This is a genomic window from Runella rosea (assembly GCF_003325355.1).
Taxonomy (GTDB): domain Bacteria; phylum Bacteroidota; class Bacteroidia; order Cytophagales; family Spirosomataceae; genus Runella; species Runella rosea.
On the sequence record NZ_CP030850.1, the window covers coordinates 5,584,504 to 5,603,532 of the forward strand.

Consider the following 19,029-nt stretch of genomic DNA (forward strand, 5'->3'; position numbering starts at 1 on the left):
ATAACGTAATTATCAACCAATTCAAATGAAAATCATTGACCTTTCCGTGACGATTTCTGAGGAAATCAAAGAGCCGCTTCCTACCAAAATCGTCTACGAAGACCACAAAGAAGGGGCAAAAAAAATGGGTGGAAAACTTTTCGAAGGTATTGCCGGCGATGTCTTTATTGACGGCAACGGCCCGGCAGGTGAGTTTTTGACCGTGACGAGCCACTGCGGAACACACGTGGATGCACCGTACCATTATTTCCCGACAAGTGAGGGAAAACCTTCACGTACGATTGATGAAATGCCGTTGGACTGGTTCTTCCACGACGGCGTGGTGCTTGATTTTACCGACAAGCCCGACGGCTACATGTTTGAGCCAGAAGACTTAATTGAAAAGCTGGCGGCCATCAATTATACCCTCAAACCCTTTGACATCGTCTTGATTCGCTGCGATGCCGATAAGCGTTTGCACGATCCTGATTTTGTAAAAATCCACGTAGGAGCTTCGGCCAAAGCGACACATTGGCTCATTGACCAAGGCATCAAAGTGATGGGCACCGACGGGTGGGGTTGGGATATTCCGCTGCACATTCAGGCGGCTGATTATCGGGCCAATCCGCGTCCCGGTATCATCTGGCAGGCGCATTATGTGGGTATCGAAAAAGAATATTGCCAAATTGAAAAAATGGCCAATCTGGACCAATTGCCACCTTTTGGCTTTAAAGTGGCCTGTTTTCCCGCCAAAATCAAAGCCGCGAGTGCGGGTTGGACGCGCGCCGTGGCGATCATTGACTGACGGTCTGCGGGCTACAATTCATTCATTATCGAATATAAACCAATTATACAAATGAAAAATTTTCTATCAATTGGCGCTCTAAGCCTATTTTTTCTCCTTACTTCAATCGCCCTGAGAGCTCAGGATTCCAAGGCTTATTTTGTGGGCCAATGGAATATTGTGGTGAAAGGTACTCCCGAGGGTGACGTAGTTTTGCATGCACTCATTGAATCAAAGGAAGAAAAGTTGTCAGGGAGCTATGTCAAAGAAGTTAACAGTAAAAAAGAAGAGTCCGTAACGATGAAATCAGTAGAAATAAAAGGGCAGGAAGTCATTTTAGCCTTTAGCATTGCCGGGTACGATGTTACTATGAATCTCATTAAGAAAGATGAAGACCATGCTGACGGTAATATGATGGGTATGTTTGAGTGCAAAGGCACGAAAGTGAAAAGTAAATAACCAAAGCCGTCCCTTTTACTCACCTAACCAAGTTATAAACGATGAAAAAGTACACATTACTGTTGCTGATTTTAAACGTCGCTCTTTCGCCAGTGTATGCCCAAACCAAATGGAAAGAAACCCCGAAAGGCAGTTTTAATCTGGTCGAAAATCAGGGAGGACAAACGTTGGGGTATTCGCCTACTTCAGGGGTGAAAATTTTGACTGTCAATGGATTGGCGTTTAAAGATTTGAATAAAAATGGCAAACTGGATGCGTTTGAAGATTGGCGTTTGTCGTATGACCAACGCGCCAAAGACTTGGCTTCTAAACTGAGCATTGAAGAAATTGCCGGCTTGATGCTGTATTCATCGCACCAGTCCATTCCCGCCCGGGCGGGAGGGTATTTTGCAGGCACTTACAATAGCAAGCCTTTCAAAGCCGGAGAAACTGACCCGACGGATTTGACCGACCAGCAAAAGAAATTTTTGAAGGATGATAACCTGCGCCACGTGTTGGTCACCACGGTACAAACGCCCGAGATTGCGGCTCAATGGAATAATAAATTACAGGCTTTTTGTGAAAGTATTGGCTTCGGAATCCCCGCCAACAACAGCTCAGACCCACGCCACGGCACTAGAGCCAAGGCGGAGTTTGACGCGGCGGCCGGCGGTGAAATCTCTATGTGGCCAAGTCCGTTGGGAATGGCGGCCACATTCGACCCAACGTTGATTGAAAAATTTGGTAAAATCGCGGCGGACGAATACCGTGCTTTGGGCATTACCACGGCTCTTTCGCCGCAGGTTGACATCGCTACCGAACCCCGTTGGGGGCGTTTCAGCGGTACGTTCGGAGAAAGCCCTGCGCTGTCGGCGGCCATGGGGCAAGCGTATTGCGATGGTTTTCAATCGAGTGTTTGGGGAGTAAAAAGTGTCAATGCGATGGTAAAACACTGGCCAGGAGGTGGCTCGGGGGAAGCTGGGCGTGATGCACACTATGCCAATGGTAAGTTTGCTGTTTATCCGGGCAATAATTTTGATGCTCATTTGATACCATTTACACAAGGAGCATTTAAGCTGAAAGGACAAACCAAAATGGCTTCGGCGGTGATGCCCTATTATACGATTTCGTGGAATCAAGATAAGAAATACAACGAAAACGTCGCAAATAACTACAACAAATACATCATCACTGACTTACTCCGTAACAAATATGGCTACGATGGCGTAGTGTGTACAGACTGGAATGTAACCAAACTTCACACTTCGATGGATTCGTTTTTAGACGGTAAATCTTGGGGGGTAGAGAGTCTTTCCTTGGGGGAGCTTCACTATAAAGCCTTAATGGCGGGCGTTGACCAATACGGTGGCGTAAATGATATGAAGCCAATTTTAGAAGCTTATCAGTTGGGAATAAAAGAACACGGCGAAGCCAAAATCAGGGCCAGAATGGAGCAATCTGCGGTGCGTTTGCTGCGCAATATTTTCCGGGTAGGTGTTTTTGAAAATCCGTACCTAAATTCCGAAGAAACCAAAGCCATCGTCGGGAAACCCGAATACATGAAGGCGGGCTACGAAGCACAGTTGAAATCCGTCGTACTGCTGAAAAATCAGGCGAAAGTATTGCCAGTCGCTTCTAAAAAGACCGTGTATGTTCCGAAACGTTTTACGCCCGCCGCTCGCAATTTTTTGGGTGTAGAAACACCAGCAACGACGGAATATCCCGTGAATATTGACATTGTCAAAAAGTACTACAACGTCACCGACAATGCCGATGAGGCTGATTTTGCCTTGGTATTTATCCAAAATCCAACGGCCACCATTGGGTACGATAAAGAAGATTTGAAAAAGGGCGGTAACGGTTATGTGCCCATCAGTTTGCAGTATGGTGACTACACCGCTACCGAAGCCCGTGAAAAAAGCATTGCTGGCGGCGACCCGTTGGAAAATTTCACCGACCGTGGCTATAAAAATAAATCGACCAAAACGGCCAACATTGCCGACGCACAATTGGTGACCGACACCAAAGCAAAAATGAAAGGCAAGCCGGTAGTGGTTTCGGTCAATGCATCCAACCCCATGGTTTTTGCGGAAATTGAGAAAGACGCCTCTTCTATTCTGGTGAGTTTTGGCGTACAGGACCAAGCCATTTTGGACATCGTTTCGGGCAAAGCCGAACCCTCGGCACTGCTGCCCATGCAAATGCCAGCCGACATGAAAACCGTAGAAAAACAAGCCGAAGATGTACCTTACGATATGACCTGCCACAAAGATTCGGAAGGAAACAGCTATGATTTCGGATTTGGAATGAACTGGAAAGGTGTCATCAATGATACCCGTAAAACGATGTATCGGAAATAGCAAAAGGACGAGTAATGGAACATGGCAAGCGGAAATGAAATACCTATTTTAAAACCTGAAATTTCACCGGGTTTTCATTTCGAGACCATTGAGTGGCAGCAACCCCTGTTTGCAGAAGCGCATCATGAGCTTTTTCACATAAACCGGTTGGAGGATTTTAGGGACAAAATCAAATTTCCTCTGCCACCGCACCGCAAAACGGTTTACGATTTTATTTTTTTGACCAAAGGCGAATCAAAAAGAAGCAAAGGACTCAACGAATACGCATTTGGCGAGGATACTTTCTTCTTTTTGCCCGCCAACCAAATCACTACCCATCAGTCCATGAGCGAAGATGCTCGTGGCTTTTTTTGTCATTTCGACGTGCAAATCTTTCGTTTGGGCGGTTTGCAAATGTCTTTAGAAAATTTTTCGTTTCTTCAGTTTTTGGCTAATCCCTTACTTAAAGTACCCAAAACGGTCCAAAAACCGATTTTGAATATTCTGGATAGATTGACTGAACTCTATCAGGAAGACCAAAAAGGGGATTTTGGATTGATTGCCACGTATCTGTTGGCGCTGTTGATTGAAGTGAAAAAATTTGTCCCTTCCGAAAAAAAACTCCCCAAAAATTCAGCAGTTTTGGTAACTCAGCAATACAAAAACGCCCTGATGCAGTATATCTATCAGAAGCAACATGTGCTGGATTACGCTGATTTATTGAATGTTACGCCCAATCATTTGAATAAGTGTGTAAAAAATACCACCGCCAAAACAGCGCAAGACCTGCTTAACGAAATGCTCATTTTGGAAGCGAAGTCGCTGCTGAAATATTCTAATCTTCAAATTGCCGAAATTGCCGTAAAGCTCTGCAATCAAACCCCCAGCAATTTTGCCCGGTTCTTCAAAAGCCAAACGGGCATCAGTCCAAAAGAATACCAATAAATTTCAATTTGATTGATATTGAATAGTATTGGCGTTTTTTTGATTCACAACCCATGCCCTTTTTGTCTTAGTTTTGTCATAGAATTTGTGCAAATAATCAAAGCAAATTGAGGTGTCTGTTTGTATAAAAAAAAGCTGATAACGCCTGCCAGCGCTATCAGCCGAAAGTTTTGCCATCTGAGAATTTAACAAAACCCATTCAAAGCAATGAAAAAAAATGTACTTCCGAAAGGAATGTTCGCACTTTTTGTGTTGACCCTATTCAGTATTTCCACGTTCTCCCAATCAGGCAACATTTCAGGAAAAATTACGGATGCCAAGGGCGAAGCATTAGTCGGAGCTTCGGTGGTCGTCAAAGGTACGACTAAAGGCTCTTCGGCCAATAAAACGGGCGCGTTTACGATTGAAAACGTCGAAAATGGCTCGTATACGCTCGTCACTTCTTTTATTGGTTATCAAAGCAAAGAGGTAAGCGTTACCGTACCACAGTCGGGGAGCTTGTCGATTTCACTTCAAGATGATGCTGCCGCGTTGGATGAAGTGGTCGTAACGGGGGTGTTTGACAAACGAACCAAAATGAATGCTTCGGTAGCAATTTCTACCTTGAATACCAGACAGATAGAGGGAGTTGTGCCAAATAGCTCGGCTGACCTGCTCAAAAACCTGCCGGGCGTTTATGTGAATACTTCACGAGGAGAAGTCGGCAACGCTATTTATACCCGAGGGTTGAACTATAACGGTGGCTTTTTTTACGTTTCGATGCAGGAAGACGGCTTGCCCGTGATGGGTATTTCGGGGCTTGTGCAGCCCGATGGCTATCTTCGGGCCGATGCCACGCTAAGCAGAATTGAGGCTGTAAGAGGAGGTACGGCTTCCATTTTAGGGCCAAATGCGCCGGGTGGTTTATTTAATTACGTTTCAAAAACGGGCGGTCAAACGCTTGCGGGTGAAGTTCGCGGCAGATTTGGTTTGGAAGGAAATGGGCAAAACCCGTATTACCGTGCCGATTTTAACGTAGGTGGGCCACTTTCAAAAGATAAGTCATTGACTTTCAACGTAGGTGGTTTTTACCGTAATGCCGATGGTCCCAAATACCCTGGCTATAAACTCAGCTATGGTGGACAAGTGAAGGCAAATGTTGTAAAGAATTATAAATCAGGCTCTTTGAAACTTTACGCTAAGATTTTGGATGACCATACGGCTCCTTTTGAATTTACGCCTTCAGTTGACTTTGAAAACCCAAGACCTGCAGGAAGTTTTACTAATACCAGCTCGACTTTGATTCAATCACAGCAATTTACCGTACCTAAAGCCCTTTCGGGTGCGTCAAAAGATATTGAATATGATACCCGCAAAGTGGGTTCATACACTGAAAAAGCAATTGGTCTAAACTGGGAACAGAACTTCGGAGAAGGTTGGACTTTCAACAATAATTTTAAGATTTCTAACAAAGATAACATCAGCCAAACAACGGCGGTGGTGTTTCCTTTCAGGGTTGATCAGGTGGTTTTTTACGGGGTGAGCGGCAACGTGGCCAGATTCGGGACGTATGAGTTTTATAACCCTGCCACTGGACAAAGCTACGGTACAGTGCAACAATTGCCCCCGGCAGGTGGTGGCATTCGTTTTATACCCAATAACCTAACCCTTCCAGGAGGCGATGTATTGCCAAACGCCGTTTTTTATAATCCTAATCCTTACGGAGAAGTAGGCCTGAATGACGTAATTGACCAAGCCACCCTTTCAAAGAAATTCAAAAAGATGACCTTCACGGGTGGTCTGTATTATTCATCAACCAAGGCGGAGCGTTTCTCAATGATACCGTCGGGCCAAAGTTTTGCCACGATTGAAGACCAACCCAAAACGGTGGCTATTCGCTATACAAATTTGGGAGGAGCAAAGTTTGAATTAACAAACCCAAATGGTATTACAAATTTTGGCGGAAGTGGCGTGTATGAAAATGAAGCAAAGGTCAAACAATTTGCGCTGTTTTTAGGCCATAATTGGGATGTAACCGAGAAACTGAATATTGACTGGGGGATCCGTGCCGAAAACTTCAACATCAAATCAAGCTTTACCACGCCCAAGCGCGTAACGCCTGATAGCCCAACGGGCGCCGATGGCAACGCCGCTACGCTCTATGACAACCGCATATTTACCGCCAATCCTACGCAAAGTTTTGATAAAAGCCTTTCTTTCAGCGATGTAATCTCCTACTCATTTAGAGCCAATTACAGGGTGAATGATGGACTTGCCATCTATGGTCGCTACTCACAAGGGCGTAAAACCCCAGATTTGAGTTATTTTATGGATATTGCTAATCAACAACTTACTTCGGGCATATCTGTTGAAGCACAAGACATCAAAATGGCGGAGTTGGGATTGAAGTATAAAAGTAAAAACCTGAACCTTTTCGTTACTCCGTTCTATACCTTGGCAAGCAATATTCCTAATTTCCAGATTTTCCAAAATGCAGATGCCACCTACTATGCACCGGCTCGGGTATATCAAAAAATTGAAACCAAAGGATTGGAATTAGAAGGGAATTATGCGTTCAACAAAAACTTCAGCGTTCGTGCCGTAGGTACAATCCAAACCTCGGTGGCAAAAGAATTCGGCGTATGGTTGGCCAATGCCAACGGCCCTGCTGATGATGTGAAAGTAACTTATGATGGTGGCAAAAACGATAATATCGCCAATATGTTTACCGTAACGCCCACTTACAGCAACGATAAATTGACGGCATCCCTCAACTGGCAATACATGGGCAAGCGCTGGGCCAACGTCGGAAATGCCTTCCAATTGCCTGCTTTCAACGCCTTTGATTTGAATGCCTCGTACAAAATCACGAAGAATATTCAGGCCAATGCATCGGTAAATAACATTCTCAATACGTATGGTATCATGGGGTGGGCCGCGCCTGGAGGTTTTCCCGCCGCTTTGGATACCCAAGGTTTTACGAAACAGATGTTAGAAGCCAACAAACAGGCCATTTATGCCACTTTACCTATCATGCCAAGAGCCTATTTTCTGACGCTGAGTTATAAGTTTTAATGGTAGTTTTTTATGGGTTTATTGCCTGATACTGAGAGCGTAAGTTTTCAGTATCAGGCGTTTAAAAAAAATGAGTTTTAGTTGCTGTTTTTTTATTTCAAAGTTTAAAGCCTGCTGAATTTCGTTGAATTTTAAGTTCATTATGTCCCCAAAAACGAATAGATAACCTCTATGAAAACCACCTCAAAAATTGTCTTAACCTTTGCTTTAGTATGGAGCACCACCCTGCTGTTTGCCCAACTTCCCTATTTGGAAAAATCGGGCAAAGTACCGAAGTTAATGGTGGACGGAAAGCCTTTCATCATTTTGGGGGGAGAACTCCACAATTCGACTGGCTCCGACAAAGCCGCCTTACAAAAAGTGTGGAAAGAAATGAAAGACCTACACCTCAATACGGTTTTGGCGTATGCGTATTGGGAATTGCTGGAGCCTGTGGAAGGCAAATACAATTTTGAATTGGTAGATGCGGCGATTGAAGGCGCTAAAAAAGAGAATTTAAAAATCGTGTTGGTATGGTTTGGAAGTTGGAAAAGTACTGCCTCCACTTACGTACCCGAATGGGTAAAAACCAATCCCCAACGTTTTCAAAGATACACCCTCGAAAACGGTAAGACCCTCGAAATCTTGTCGCCATTTAGCGAAGAAAATAGGAATGCCGATGCAAAAGCATATAGCGCTTTGATGCAACACCTTAAGGAAGTGGATAAGCAACACACGGTCATCATGACGCAAGTAGAAAATGAACCGGGCTGTTTTGAAAACTATCGTGATTTATCTCCCCGAGCTTTAAAAGCATGGCAAAGCGCCATTCCTGATGATATGATAAACTACCTTAAAACCAACAAAGGGAAATTGTTTCCGGCACTGGAAAAAGCATGGGCCGACAACGGGTATAAAACCAAAGGAACGTGGGAAGAGGTCTTGGGTAAAAGTACCGACCAAGGCGATTATAAGTTCTACACTGAGGAGTTGTTTATGGCGTATCATTACTCCAAATACATCAATTACATTGCCGCCGAAGGTAGAAAAATATACGATTTGCCCGCTTTTTGCAATGGTTGGCTGTACAATAAAAGAGGTTTTTATCCACACGGCACCATCAATCCGCACGTGTTGGATGCCTACAGGGCTGGAGGGAAGGCGTTGGATTTTTATTCGCCCAATGTCTATACTATTGAGTACGACGAACTTTTTGATGCCTATACTTTTGGTGGTAATACACTATTTATTCCAGAAAGTTCACTGATGCCAGCTGGGGCGTTGTATTCGATTGGGGCATATAATTCATTGGGCTTTGCGCCCTTTGGCATTGATGGTGAACAAATGAAAAGCAAAGCAAACAGCAACAATCTGAATCTGCTGAAAAGTACCTACAAAGCTATTTCACAAATGGCTGGAACACTTACTCAGAATTACGGCAGCGAAAAACTAAAGGCGGTGTACCTCAATCCCGTCAAAGAAAGTCAGGAACTGAAAATGGGGGATTATAAATTAGTGGCAACGAGTTCACGAAAACCGGGGTTCAGCATTGATTTTGGCAAATCGTTGGAAAATGAAGGGAAAGCCAAAATGTCGTTTGGTCCCCCCACTTCTGAAACCAAAGAAGACAAAGCGAAAGCCATGCCTGCGGGGCCGTTTGGGGCGCTTCCTGAGGAGATCGGCTCGGCCATTCTTATTCAAAATGCAACGGATGAATTCTATGTAGTAGGTTATGGCGTAAAGCTGCATTTTGAGTTGAAAGAAGGCATCAAATTTGAGCATTTAGGTTTTCTGTCCATTGAAGAAGGTGAGTTTGAAAATGAAAAATTTGTAGCCACCAAGCGCTGGAATGGCGATGAGCAAAAAGCAAGTTTACCCGGAGATAAAATCACAACGCTGAAAATCAGATTATATAGATTTTGATTGAGGCCACATGGGCCACACAGGTCAGACGACAGTCAGACCGAACCACGCAGACCGAGTCGCCAGACCATAGGCCACTTCTTTAATCTGACTGCCATCTGACTTGCTCATTTAAAAAAGAATCAACCCTTACCTCGCTTGAAACATGAAAAAAGGATTTTTTACGTACGAAAACAGCATTGTGCTATTGATGGCACTCACTTTTGGGTGCTTATTTTTCGACCGCTTGGCACTTAATTTTTTGATGCCCTATGTTGCCAAAGACCTCAATCTTAATAATACCCAAATCGGATTGTTGGCCGGAGCATTGTCGTTGGCTTGGGCGTTTTCGAGTTTTTTCTCTACGGCGTGGGCCGAAACCAACAACAAGAAAAAACTTGTTTTCATTGCCGGGGTTTTTACCTTTTCACTTTGTTCATTTGGCTCTGGTTGGGCGGTTTCGTTTGTAACGTTGCTGATAGCCCGTCTCGTCATGGGTTTTGCCGAAGGGCCAGTGATTCCTTTGGCCCAAAATTTTGTGGAGCGCGAATCTTCTCCTCACCGACTGGGCATAAACGCGGGGATTTTGCAAGGGGTAGGTTCTGCTCTTTTTGGTTCTATTTTAGCGCCTGTTGTCCTAGTCCAAATTGCCGAAAATATGGGTTGGCGCAATGCCTTTTTTGTGGCAGGAGCGCCAGGCTTGGTGTTGGGTTTGCTGGCGTGGAAATTTGTCAAAAAATCAACCGCTGAAAGCGTGCAAACCAAAGAGAAATCCACTCTCAATATCGCCGAACTGTTACAGTACAACAACATCAAATGGGGCATTGGAGCGGCTTGCTGTGTGTTTGGTTGGTGGTTTGCTACACTTCCGTTTATTTCCAATTATTTTGTAAATGCTCAAGGAATGTCGGCCGACCAAATGGGCAAAACCATGGGGCTTTTGGGCGTTTCTGGGCTTTTATCTTCCGTTATTGTGCCGGGGCTTTCTGACCGTATCGGGCGTAAAAAAGTGCTTCTGATTTTTATGGTGGTGGGTATGTTTTATCCTTTTGCAGTCTATTTTTTGGCGGGTTCAGCGCTTCACCTTCCAGCCATGTTTTTTACCTATTTTATGATGGGGCTACTTCCCATCGTGGCGGCTGTACTGCCTTCTGAGTCGGTACCTGACTATTTGAAAGCCAAAGCGTTAGGGTTTATTACGGCCATTGCAGAAATTGTTGGTGGAGTAATGGTTCCTGCCCTATCGGGAGTTCTTTCCGACAAAATCGCCCCTTCGGCTTTTCTTTGGGTGGCGGCGGCACTGGCGTTAATCGGCTTGTTTTTCGTAATGAAATTGAAAGAACTTTCAAAGCTTTAAAAAAGACGTGATTATTTGATAATGGCCCCGCATTCAGTCACTGCGTCTTTGCGTGACTGGCGCCTTTATGCTTAGTTATTGTCTCACTTTGAGGCAATACAGGTGAGTTCAGGATACTTTCTGTACAAAAGCGCTATAAACTTGTACTAATGTTAGATATTAACCCACTAAGTCATGATTCGACATTCCGTCATTTTCAAACTCAAAGACGCCATCAATGCCGACGAGAAGCAGGCTTTTTTTGAAGCGGTTGACAAACTTGCCTCTATTCAAGATGTTCAAAAATTTGAAGTATTGAAGCAAATCAGCCCCAAGAACAAATTTGAGTACGGTATCTCGATGGAATTTGATACGCAGGTGCAATACGATTTTTATTCAAATCATCCAGAACACGTGGCGTTTGTGCAAAACTATTGGCTGAAAAATGTGGAGGATTTTCTGGAAATAGATTATCAGATTTGAGTTGAAATATATCTAAGTGGTCTCCGCTTTTAATAAGAAATATACCTTTTAACTTTTGCTACCCCAATGAAAATCAAATTCGTATGTTTTGCTGCGTTGCTGCTGTTACAGTCGTTTTTTGCAAATGCCCAACAGCAAACCAACCGTGTATTAAAACTCTTTCCAGAAGGAACGGTACTGTACGGGGATATTCCGTACAATGGTGATACGCTCAAAAAGCATTTGCTGGATATTTATCTGCCCGCCAATGCGCCAAAAAATCTGCCTTTGGTGGTTTTTATTCATGGAGGTGGATGGATTGGAAATGACAAAACAGCCGATATTGGTTACATGGGTAATACCGTGTCGGCCTTGATCAACAATGGTATTGCCATAGCGTCCATAGATTACCGTTGGGCTATGCAAGCTACTTTTCCTGCCCAAATCCAAGATTGTAATCGTGCTGTGTCTTTTTTGTACGACAATGCCGAAAAATATGGCTTTGATAAAAACCGAATTGCCTTGATGGGATTCTCGGCGGGGGGGCATTTGGCATCGCTTTTGGGCTTGGCCCACAACAACAAAGTGCCTGATTTTTATATGAATAAGCAAATTGCGAAATTCAAAATCAAAGCCGTTGTTGATTTTTATGGGCCTGCCGAATTGATTTTATTTCCTGGGGCAGACGACGCCAAATCGCCCGAAGGCTTGCTCATTGGCGCGGCACCACTTGCTCGTCCCGACTTGGCAAAAGCGGCGAGTCCCGTAACCTACGTTGACAAAAACGACCCTCCATTTTTACTGATTCACGGCGAAAAAGACAACCTTGTTTCCCCCCGTCATTCGCAGTTGTTGAGTGCTTGGCTAACGACCAATGGGGTCGCAAATGAACTCATCATCGTTAAAGATGCCCCTCACTTTGGCAAAATGTACGATGTAGATGAAATACGAATGAAAGTGATGGCTTTTCTGAAAAAAGAATTGAAATAAACATCAACGATAATTTAACCCTGAGTAACGATGAAAAAAGTAACCGTTATTGCCTTACTTTTGGTAGCATTAACATCAATTCTTGTAAAGGCTCAGTTCGGCCCTCCAACAGGAGAACCCGATGTTATCAATAAACGTTGGCATGCACAATGGATTACCGTGCCCAACGCCACCGCCGATGGTTATGGCGTGTACATGTTCCGAAAAACCATTGAGTTGGCTTCAAAGCCCACTCACTTTAAAATTCATGTTTCGGGAGACAATCGTTATAAACTTTTTGTGAATGAAAAATTGGTTTCGATGGGCCCTGCACGTGGCGATATTGCCCATTGGAATTATGAAACTGTGGATATTGCGGCTTATTTAAAAGCAGGCAAAAATATTATAGCCGCCCAAGTTTGGAATGAGGGAGAATTTAAACCTGAGGCTCAGATAACTTACCGTACGGGTTTTATTTTACAAGGCGCTACCTCTGCGGAGTCGGCCATAAATACCAATAACACATGGCTTTGTGAAAAAGACAATAGCTTTGCTCCATTGGTTTTTAGAACCAGAGGCTATTATGTAGCTGGAGCGGGTGAAATACGAAACATGGCTTTAAGTCCAAAAAATTGGCAAAGTGAAGGCTTTGATGATAAAAACTGGCAAAAAGCAAGACCCGTGGGTGGGGGAGTCCCCAAAAACATTTTAGGGGCTTTTGGGACCATGAGTGGCTGGATGTTGGTGCCGTCTATCATTCCTCAAATGGAATTGAAAGATGAACGATTAGTAAAAGTCGTTAGTAACGAAGGCATTACGGGCTTGCCTGCTGATTTTCCTGCCAAAAAATCAGATGTGCTGATACCTGCCAACTCAAAAGTAAATATCATTTTAGACCAAAGCTACCTCACCAACGCCTATCCAAATCTGGAGTTTAGCGGAGGCAAAGCCGCTACCATTACATTAAGATATGCAGAGGCACTTTTTAACAAGACTTCAAAAGGCAATAGAAACGAAACCACTGGCAAAACCTTTATAGGTCGGGCAGATAGTTTGGTTTCGGACGGAAGCCAAAATCAGAAATTTACCAGTCTTACTTACCGTACTTATCGCTATTTGCAGCTGAGTATTGTTACTCAAAATGAGGCAATTACGTTGAATGATATTTACGGTACATTTACGGGTTACCCCTTTAAAATGAACGCCCAGCTGTCTGCCAATCAGCCCGAGATGGACAAGATGTTGGAAATTGGTTGGCGTACCGCTCGTCTGTGTGCTTATGAAACCTACATGGATTGCCCCTATTATGAGCAACTTCAATACATTGGCGATGGCAGAATTCAGGCACTGGTGTCGCTTTACAACAGTGGCGACGACCGACTGGTAAAAAATGCCATCAATCTCATGGATTTCTCTCGCCAGCCTGAGGGCGTCACCTTGAGTAGGCATCCCTCTTACACCCCGCAATTTATCCCTACGTTTTCGCTTTGGTATATCGGGATGTTGCAAGATTACGCCCGCTATGGGGCTGATATAGAGTTTGTTAAAAGTAAAATAAGTGGCACTCGGCAAATTTTGGACTATTTCAAAAGCTACCAGCAAGCCGATGGTCGACTAAAAAATACCCCTCAATGGATGTTTACCGACTGGGTGGATAATTTTAAAGAATGGCGGGCAGGTATGGGGCCAATGAGTGCCAATGGTACTTCGGCGGTGCTTGATTTTCAGCTGCTTTGGGCGTATCAAGTAGCGGCAGACTTAGAAACGAAACTGGGCAATCCTGCCTTTGCCGCTCAATATCTACAAGCTGCCGAGTTGTTAAAAAAGACTATTCGAGCTAAATATTGGGACAGTAATAAGAAATTATTTGCCGACCGGGAAGAAAAAGATGAGTTTTCGCAACATACCAATTCGTTGGCCATTCTGACGGGTTTAGCAAGTAGCGAGGAAGCAAACCAAATTGCCCAATCACTACTAACCAATAACCAGCTCGCACCTGCCTCTATCTATTTCAAATATTATTTGCACCAAGCATTGATCAAAGCAGGGAAAGGAAATGATTATTTAAAATGGCTTGATAAATGGCGTGAAAATATTCAAATGGGACTTACAACTTGGGCAGAAACCTCTGATGTAGACAAAACTCGCTCTGATTGCCACGCTTGGGGGTCAAGCCCCAACATCGAATTCTACCGCACTATTTTAGGAATTGACAGCGATGGTTTGGCGTTTTCAAAAGTGAAAATTACCCCGCATTTAGGGCAGATGACCGATATAAAGGGAACGATGCCGCACCCCAAAGGAAGCATTTCGGCAAGTTATAAACTTGAAAATGGCAAATGGAAGATTCAGATAGAACTGCCCAAAACCATAACGGGTAACTTGGTTTGGAAAGGCAAAATGTTGGCTCTGAAAGAAGGTATGAATCAATTCAGTATTTAGAAAAAGAAAAACCACTTTATGCCATCATGCCGTTGGCGGGTGTTCTCTCCGCCAACCCCTTTATCGTCAACACTTTTATCGCTAATCATTTTATTTTGTAGACAAAAAAAACAAAAAATGAAAAGTAAATATCAAATCCACTTATTAACTGCGGCGGTGTTGAGTATTGTGTTAAACGGCTGTTTTTCATTGACGTTAAGTGCGCAGTCTGGCACCAAAAAGGCGGCAGATAAGCCTGCTAAGGCAGTTGATTGGAAACTGGGCGTGGCTTTATACACCTTTAGTTCGATGTCGTTTCCAGAGCAATTAGCCTACGCCGACAGTGCTTCTCTAAAATACGTAGAAGGGTTTGTATTTGCCAAATCGGGCAAGGAGTTAAAAGACACCGTGTTATTTAAACTTTCACCAGCGGGTATTCAAAATCTAAAGAAAAAAGTGGCGGACCAAGGACTTAAAATGGAGTCTATCTACGTCATTGGAGGCAAAAATATCGCTGATTGGAAACGAGACTTTGAGGTTGCAAAAGCCTTTGGCGTAAAATACGTGACGGCAGAACCTCCCCGTAACATGTGGGATAGTGTAGATAGCTTAGCGGGAATTTATGGTATTAAAGTAGCCCTTCACAATCATTGGAAAGAAAATAGCATTTACTGGCACCCCGATTCGGTGTTGGCAGCCCTCAAAGGCCACCCAAATTTTGGTGCTTGTCCTGATTTGGGACATTATCCAAAATCAGGGATAAACCCCCTAGATGCGTTAAAAAAATTAGACGGTAAAATTATTGGAATCCACCTCAAAGACATTGCAGAATACAATAACAACAAAATTCAAGATGTGCCTGTGGGTACGGGAGTTGTGGACTTTCCTGCGGTTTTTGCGGAATTAAAGCACCAAAGGTTTAATGGGTATGTCATGTTTGAGCGAGACACAAAAGAGCAACCAAACAATCTAACATCCTTAAAACAAATGGTCAATTACTACTATAAAACGTTGGATTTACCGCGGCCATTTTTTCCTAAATAAGTGCTTTTTATGCCTTGGTAGGCCAACACTTTTATTTTTTAAGTGAAAAACACCTGAAAGGGCAAATTTCAACGCTTAAAACTGAAATGAAAAAAAATAAAAAACCAATTGTAGCCCTGCTTGCGCTATTGAGCTTAGGGGGCTATGCCCAAGACAAAACGGAGTTTCAAACTCCTCCAAGCTCGGCAAAACCACGGGTTTGGTGGCATTGGATGAACGGCAATATCACCAAAGAAGGCATCCAAAAAGACTTGGAATGGATGAGCCGCGTGGGGATTGGTGGTTTTCAGAATTTTGATGCCAACCTTTTTACGCCCGTTGTCGTGCCCAAAAAATTGGTTTTTATGACGCCCGACTGGAAAGATGCCTTCAAATTTATGACCCAAACGGCCGATCAAAAAGGGCTTGAAATGGCCATTGCGGGTTCGCCGGGCTGGAGTGTAACGGGTGGCCCTTGGGTTGAACCCAAAGATGCCATGAAAAAGTACGTTTGGACGGAAACACGCGTAGAAGGCGGAAAAACTTTTTCGGGAAAATTGCCCCGACCTGCCGACGTAATAGGGAAGTTTCAGAATGTACTGATTGGTTCGGGAGGGCTTACGGGGGGATTTGTGGGCGAAAAGCCTAACTTTTACCAAGATGCCTTGGTGATTGCGTATCGTTTGTCCAAAGCAGATAAGCCATTTGCCGACCTGAATCCTAAAGTCACTTCAAGCGGTGGGAATTTTAGCCTTAAAGACCTAAGTGATGGTGATTTGGCCAAAGCAGAATTTGTTCCTCCGATGGAAGTAGGTCAAGATATGTGGATTCAGTACGAATTTGATACGCCCCAAACCTTTAAGGCATTTGCGATAGCCGGCGCGATAGAAGGTGCATTGAGCGAATTTAGAGGAAACCCCGAAAACCGCAGTTTGAAAGTAAGTGACGATGGGGTCAATTTTCGAGAAATTGCCAAAGTGTCGGGAAGTACCGTACCTTTCAATACGGTAGCATTTGCGCCTACAACGGCCAAATATTGGCGAATCGCGATAAAAACACTCCCGCCCGCGGGAAATCCTTTTGGGGGCCTAATGGGCAACGCCAGTGCTCCCACCAAATCAGACGGCGTACATGTGGCCGAATTTGTGCTCTACAATACCGACCGAATTGACCAAGTAGAAGACAAAGCAGGGTTTTCGCCGTGGCGAGAAAATGGAAAAATGGGTACTGGTGCCTCAGCTGATGCCATTCCTACCGAAGATGTAGTGGACTTAACCTCAAAAATGAGTGCGGATGGTACATTGAACTGGACTGCCCCCGCAGGAACTTGGACGGTGCTCCGTTTGGGGTATTCACTTACGGGCCGTCAAAACCACCCCGCCTCGCCTGAAGCAACGGGCCTAGAAGTGGATAAATTGGATAAAGAAGCCGTCAGAAAATACATCAATACCTATCTGGATATGTATAAAGATGCCACTGGCGGTATGATGGGGGCTAAAGGCTTGCAATACATGGTGTTGGATAGCTATGAGGCTGGCCACATGAACTGGACCAAAGCATTTCCTGAAGAATTTCAGAAAAGGCGTGGTTATAATATCGTGCCTTGGATGCCCGTACTTACGGGGAGAGTCGTCAAAAGTGAAGACGCCAGCGAAAAGTTTTTGTGGGATTTTAGAAAAACCATTGGTGAACTCATTGCCGAAAATCACTATGATGTCATTGGCGAAGAGTTGAACAAAAGGGGTATGAAACGCTACACGGAATCGCACGAAGGTGGACGTATTTATTTGGCCGATGGCATGGATGTGAAACGCAACTCCGAGATTCCGATGTCGGCGATGTGGACACCGGGTAGTTTAGCTGGCGGTGCCGACGAAGAAGTGCGTAGCGAAGCTGACATCAGGGAATCAGCATCGGTGGCCAATATTTACGGAAAGCCGTTTGTGGCCGCCGAATCTATGACTTCTGTAGGCAAACCTTTTCAGGAATATCCCGAACGCCTCAAACGTACGGCCGATTTAGAGATGGCTTCGGGCCTGAACCGTTTTGTGATTCATACATCGGTGCATCAGCCACTTGATGATAAAAAACCTGGCTTTTCACTCGGGCCCTTTGGTCAGTATTTCACGCGTCAAGAAACCTGGGCGGAAGTAGGAGGTAAGGCCTGGATGTCGTATTTGGGACGTAGTTGCTATTTGTTACAACAAGGCCGAAATATCGCCGATGTGTTGTACTACTATGGTGAAAACAACAACATCACGTGGATTAGTCGCGAAAAGCTCCCCGCTGTTCCGTCGGGTTATGAGTATGATTTTGTCAATTCATCGGCCCTCATCAACGCCATTCATGTAAAAGATGGGAAATTGGTTGCGCAAAGTGGCAATACGTACAGTTTGTTGGTGCTGGACGAAACCGCCAAATACATGACCTTGCCTGTGTTGAAAAAACTACGTGATTTGGTAAAAGCAGGCGCTAAGATAGCGGGTACAAAGCCCGAACAATCACCCAGTTTAGGCGACAATGTGACCGAGTTTCAAACCATCGTTAACGAGATTTGGGGTAGTTCTAACGTCTTGAAAGGCTCAATGGCAGAGGCATTGAAGGCACAAAATGTGAGTGAGGACGTGATGATTAGTAAAGCGCAAAACAAGATTCTCTATCGTCACCGTCAGGCGGCCGACCAAGATATTTATTGGCTCAACAACCGCAGTGCAAACGCCACCTCGGCCGAAGTGAGTTTTCGAGTAGCGGGCAAAGTACCCGAACTGTGGAATGCCCAAACTGGCAAAACCGAAAAAGTAAGTTATCAACTCAAAGAAGGCCGTACCATTGTTCCGCTAAACTTTGAATCTTGGGATGCTTTCTTTATCATTTTTAAAGACAAGACAACGGCCAATAGTTATACTAAACCTGCCACCACAGAAACGACATTGACCCCGATTTCAAGCCCTTGGAAAGTAAGTTTTAATGATAAGAATGTGACTTTTGATAAGCTTACTTCTTGGGCAGAGAATACCGATGTCGATGTAAAATATTTCTCTGGAACAGCGAGTTATGAAAATACTTTCAAAGTAACTTCCGTTGACAAATCCGCTAAGTATGTTATTGATTTAGGCAACGTCAAAAACATAGCCGAAGTGGTTGTAAATGGCAAAAATGTGGGTACTGCGTGGAAAACGCCGTTTAAGTTGGATATTACCGAGGCGGTAAAAGCCGGTGATAATGCCATTCGGGTCAACGTCACAAACACTTGGGTAAACCGACTCGTTGGGGATGCCCAGCCTGATGTTAAACAAAAAACAACTTTTACGACGATGCCTTTTTATCGCAAAGATTCACCGTTGGTTCCTTCGGGAATCATTGGTGAGGTCAAGGTGAAAATTGTAAAGTAATATTTT

12 protein-coding genes are annotated in these 19,029 nt (G+C 44.2%); all 12 read left to right on the plus strand.

Annotation, left to right across the window (positions count from 1 at the left end):
* Positions 1-25 precede the first annotated feature (25 nt).
* The 12 genes from DR864_RS23115 (at position 26) to DR864_RS23170 (ending at position 19,023) form a co-directional block, all read left to right on the plus strand.
* The gene (locus DR864_RS23115) at positions 26-784 is read left to right on the plus strand and encodes a cyclase family protein (protein ID WP_114069185.1); all 759 of its coding nucleotides are present in this window, start codon (positions 26-28) and stop codon (positions 782-784) included.
* 51 nt (positions 785-835) lie between these two features.
* Entirely contained in the window at positions 836-1,222 is a 387-nt protein-coding gene (locus DR864_RS23120) for a hypothetical protein (protein ID WP_114069186.1), read from the plus strand.
* Between the two features lie 41 nt (positions 1,223-1,263).
* Positions 1,264-3,561, plus strand: a complete 2,298-nt coding sequence (locus DR864_RS23125) for a glycoside hydrolase family 3 protein (RefSeq protein ID WP_114069187.1) — start codon at positions 1,264-1,266, stop codon at positions 3,559-3,561.
* A gap of 21 nt (positions 3,562-3,582) precedes the next feature.
* The gene (locus tag DR864_RS23130; protein ID WP_114069188.1) at positions 3,583-4,485 is read left to right on the plus strand and encodes a helix-turn-helix domain-containing protein; all 903 of its coding nucleotides are present in this window, start codon (positions 3,583-3,585) and stop codon (positions 4,483-4,485) included.
* 207 nt (positions 4,486-4,692) lie between these two features.
* Complete coding sequence (locus tag DR864_RS23135; RefSeq protein WP_114069189.1) at positions 4,693-7,539, plus strand: TonB-dependent receptor; 2,847 nt, start codon at positions 4,693-4,695, stop codon at positions 7,537-7,539.
* Positions 7,540-7,710: 171 nt separating this feature from the next.
* On the plus strand, positions 7,711-9,441 hold the full coding sequence (locus tag DR864_RS23140) for a GH35 family beta-galactosidase (protein WP_114069190.1): 1,731 nt from the start codon (positions 7,711-7,713) through the stop codon (positions 9,439-9,441).
* A gap of 145 nt (positions 9,442-9,586) precedes the next feature.
* Positions 9,587-10,777 (plus strand): MFS transporter, encoded by a 1,191-nt coding sequence (locus tag DR864_RS23145; protein WP_114069191.1) that lies wholly within the window; start codon positions 9,587-9,589, stop codon positions 10,775-10,777.
* Positions 10,778-10,951: 174 nt separating this feature from the next.
* Entirely contained in the window at positions 10,952-11,239 is a 288-nt protein-coding gene (locus tag DR864_RS23150) for a Dabb family protein (protein WP_114069192.1), read from the plus strand.
* Positions 11,240-11,305: 66 nt separating this feature from the next.
* Complete coding sequence (locus DR864_RS23155; RefSeq protein WP_114069193.1) at positions 11,306-12,208, plus strand: alpha/beta hydrolase; 903 nt, start codon at positions 11,306-11,308, stop codon at positions 12,206-12,208.
* Positions 12,209-12,238: 30 nt separating this feature from the next.
* Positions 12,239-14,629, plus strand: coding sequence for an alpha-L-rhamnosidase-related protein (locus DR864_RS23160; RefSeq protein WP_114069194.1), 2,391 nt, complete (start codon positions 12,239-12,241; stop codon positions 14,627-14,629).
* Positions 14,630-14,746: 117 nt separating this feature from the next.
* Positions 14,747-15,652 carry a sugar phosphate isomerase/epimerase family protein gene (locus DR864_RS23165; RefSeq protein ID WP_114069195.1) on the plus strand — a complete coding sequence of 302 codons (906 nt, stop codon included), beginning with the start codon at positions 14,747-14,749 and terminating at the stop codon, positions 15,650-15,652.
* A gap of 86 nt (positions 15,653-15,738) precedes the next feature.
* The gene (locus DR864_RS23170) at positions 15,739-19,023 is read left to right on the plus strand and encodes a glycosyl hydrolase (RefSeq protein WP_114070440.1); all 3,285 of its coding nucleotides are present in this window, start codon (positions 15,739-15,741) and stop codon (positions 19,021-19,023) included.
* The last annotated feature ends 6 nt before the right edge of the window (positions 19,024-19,029 follow it).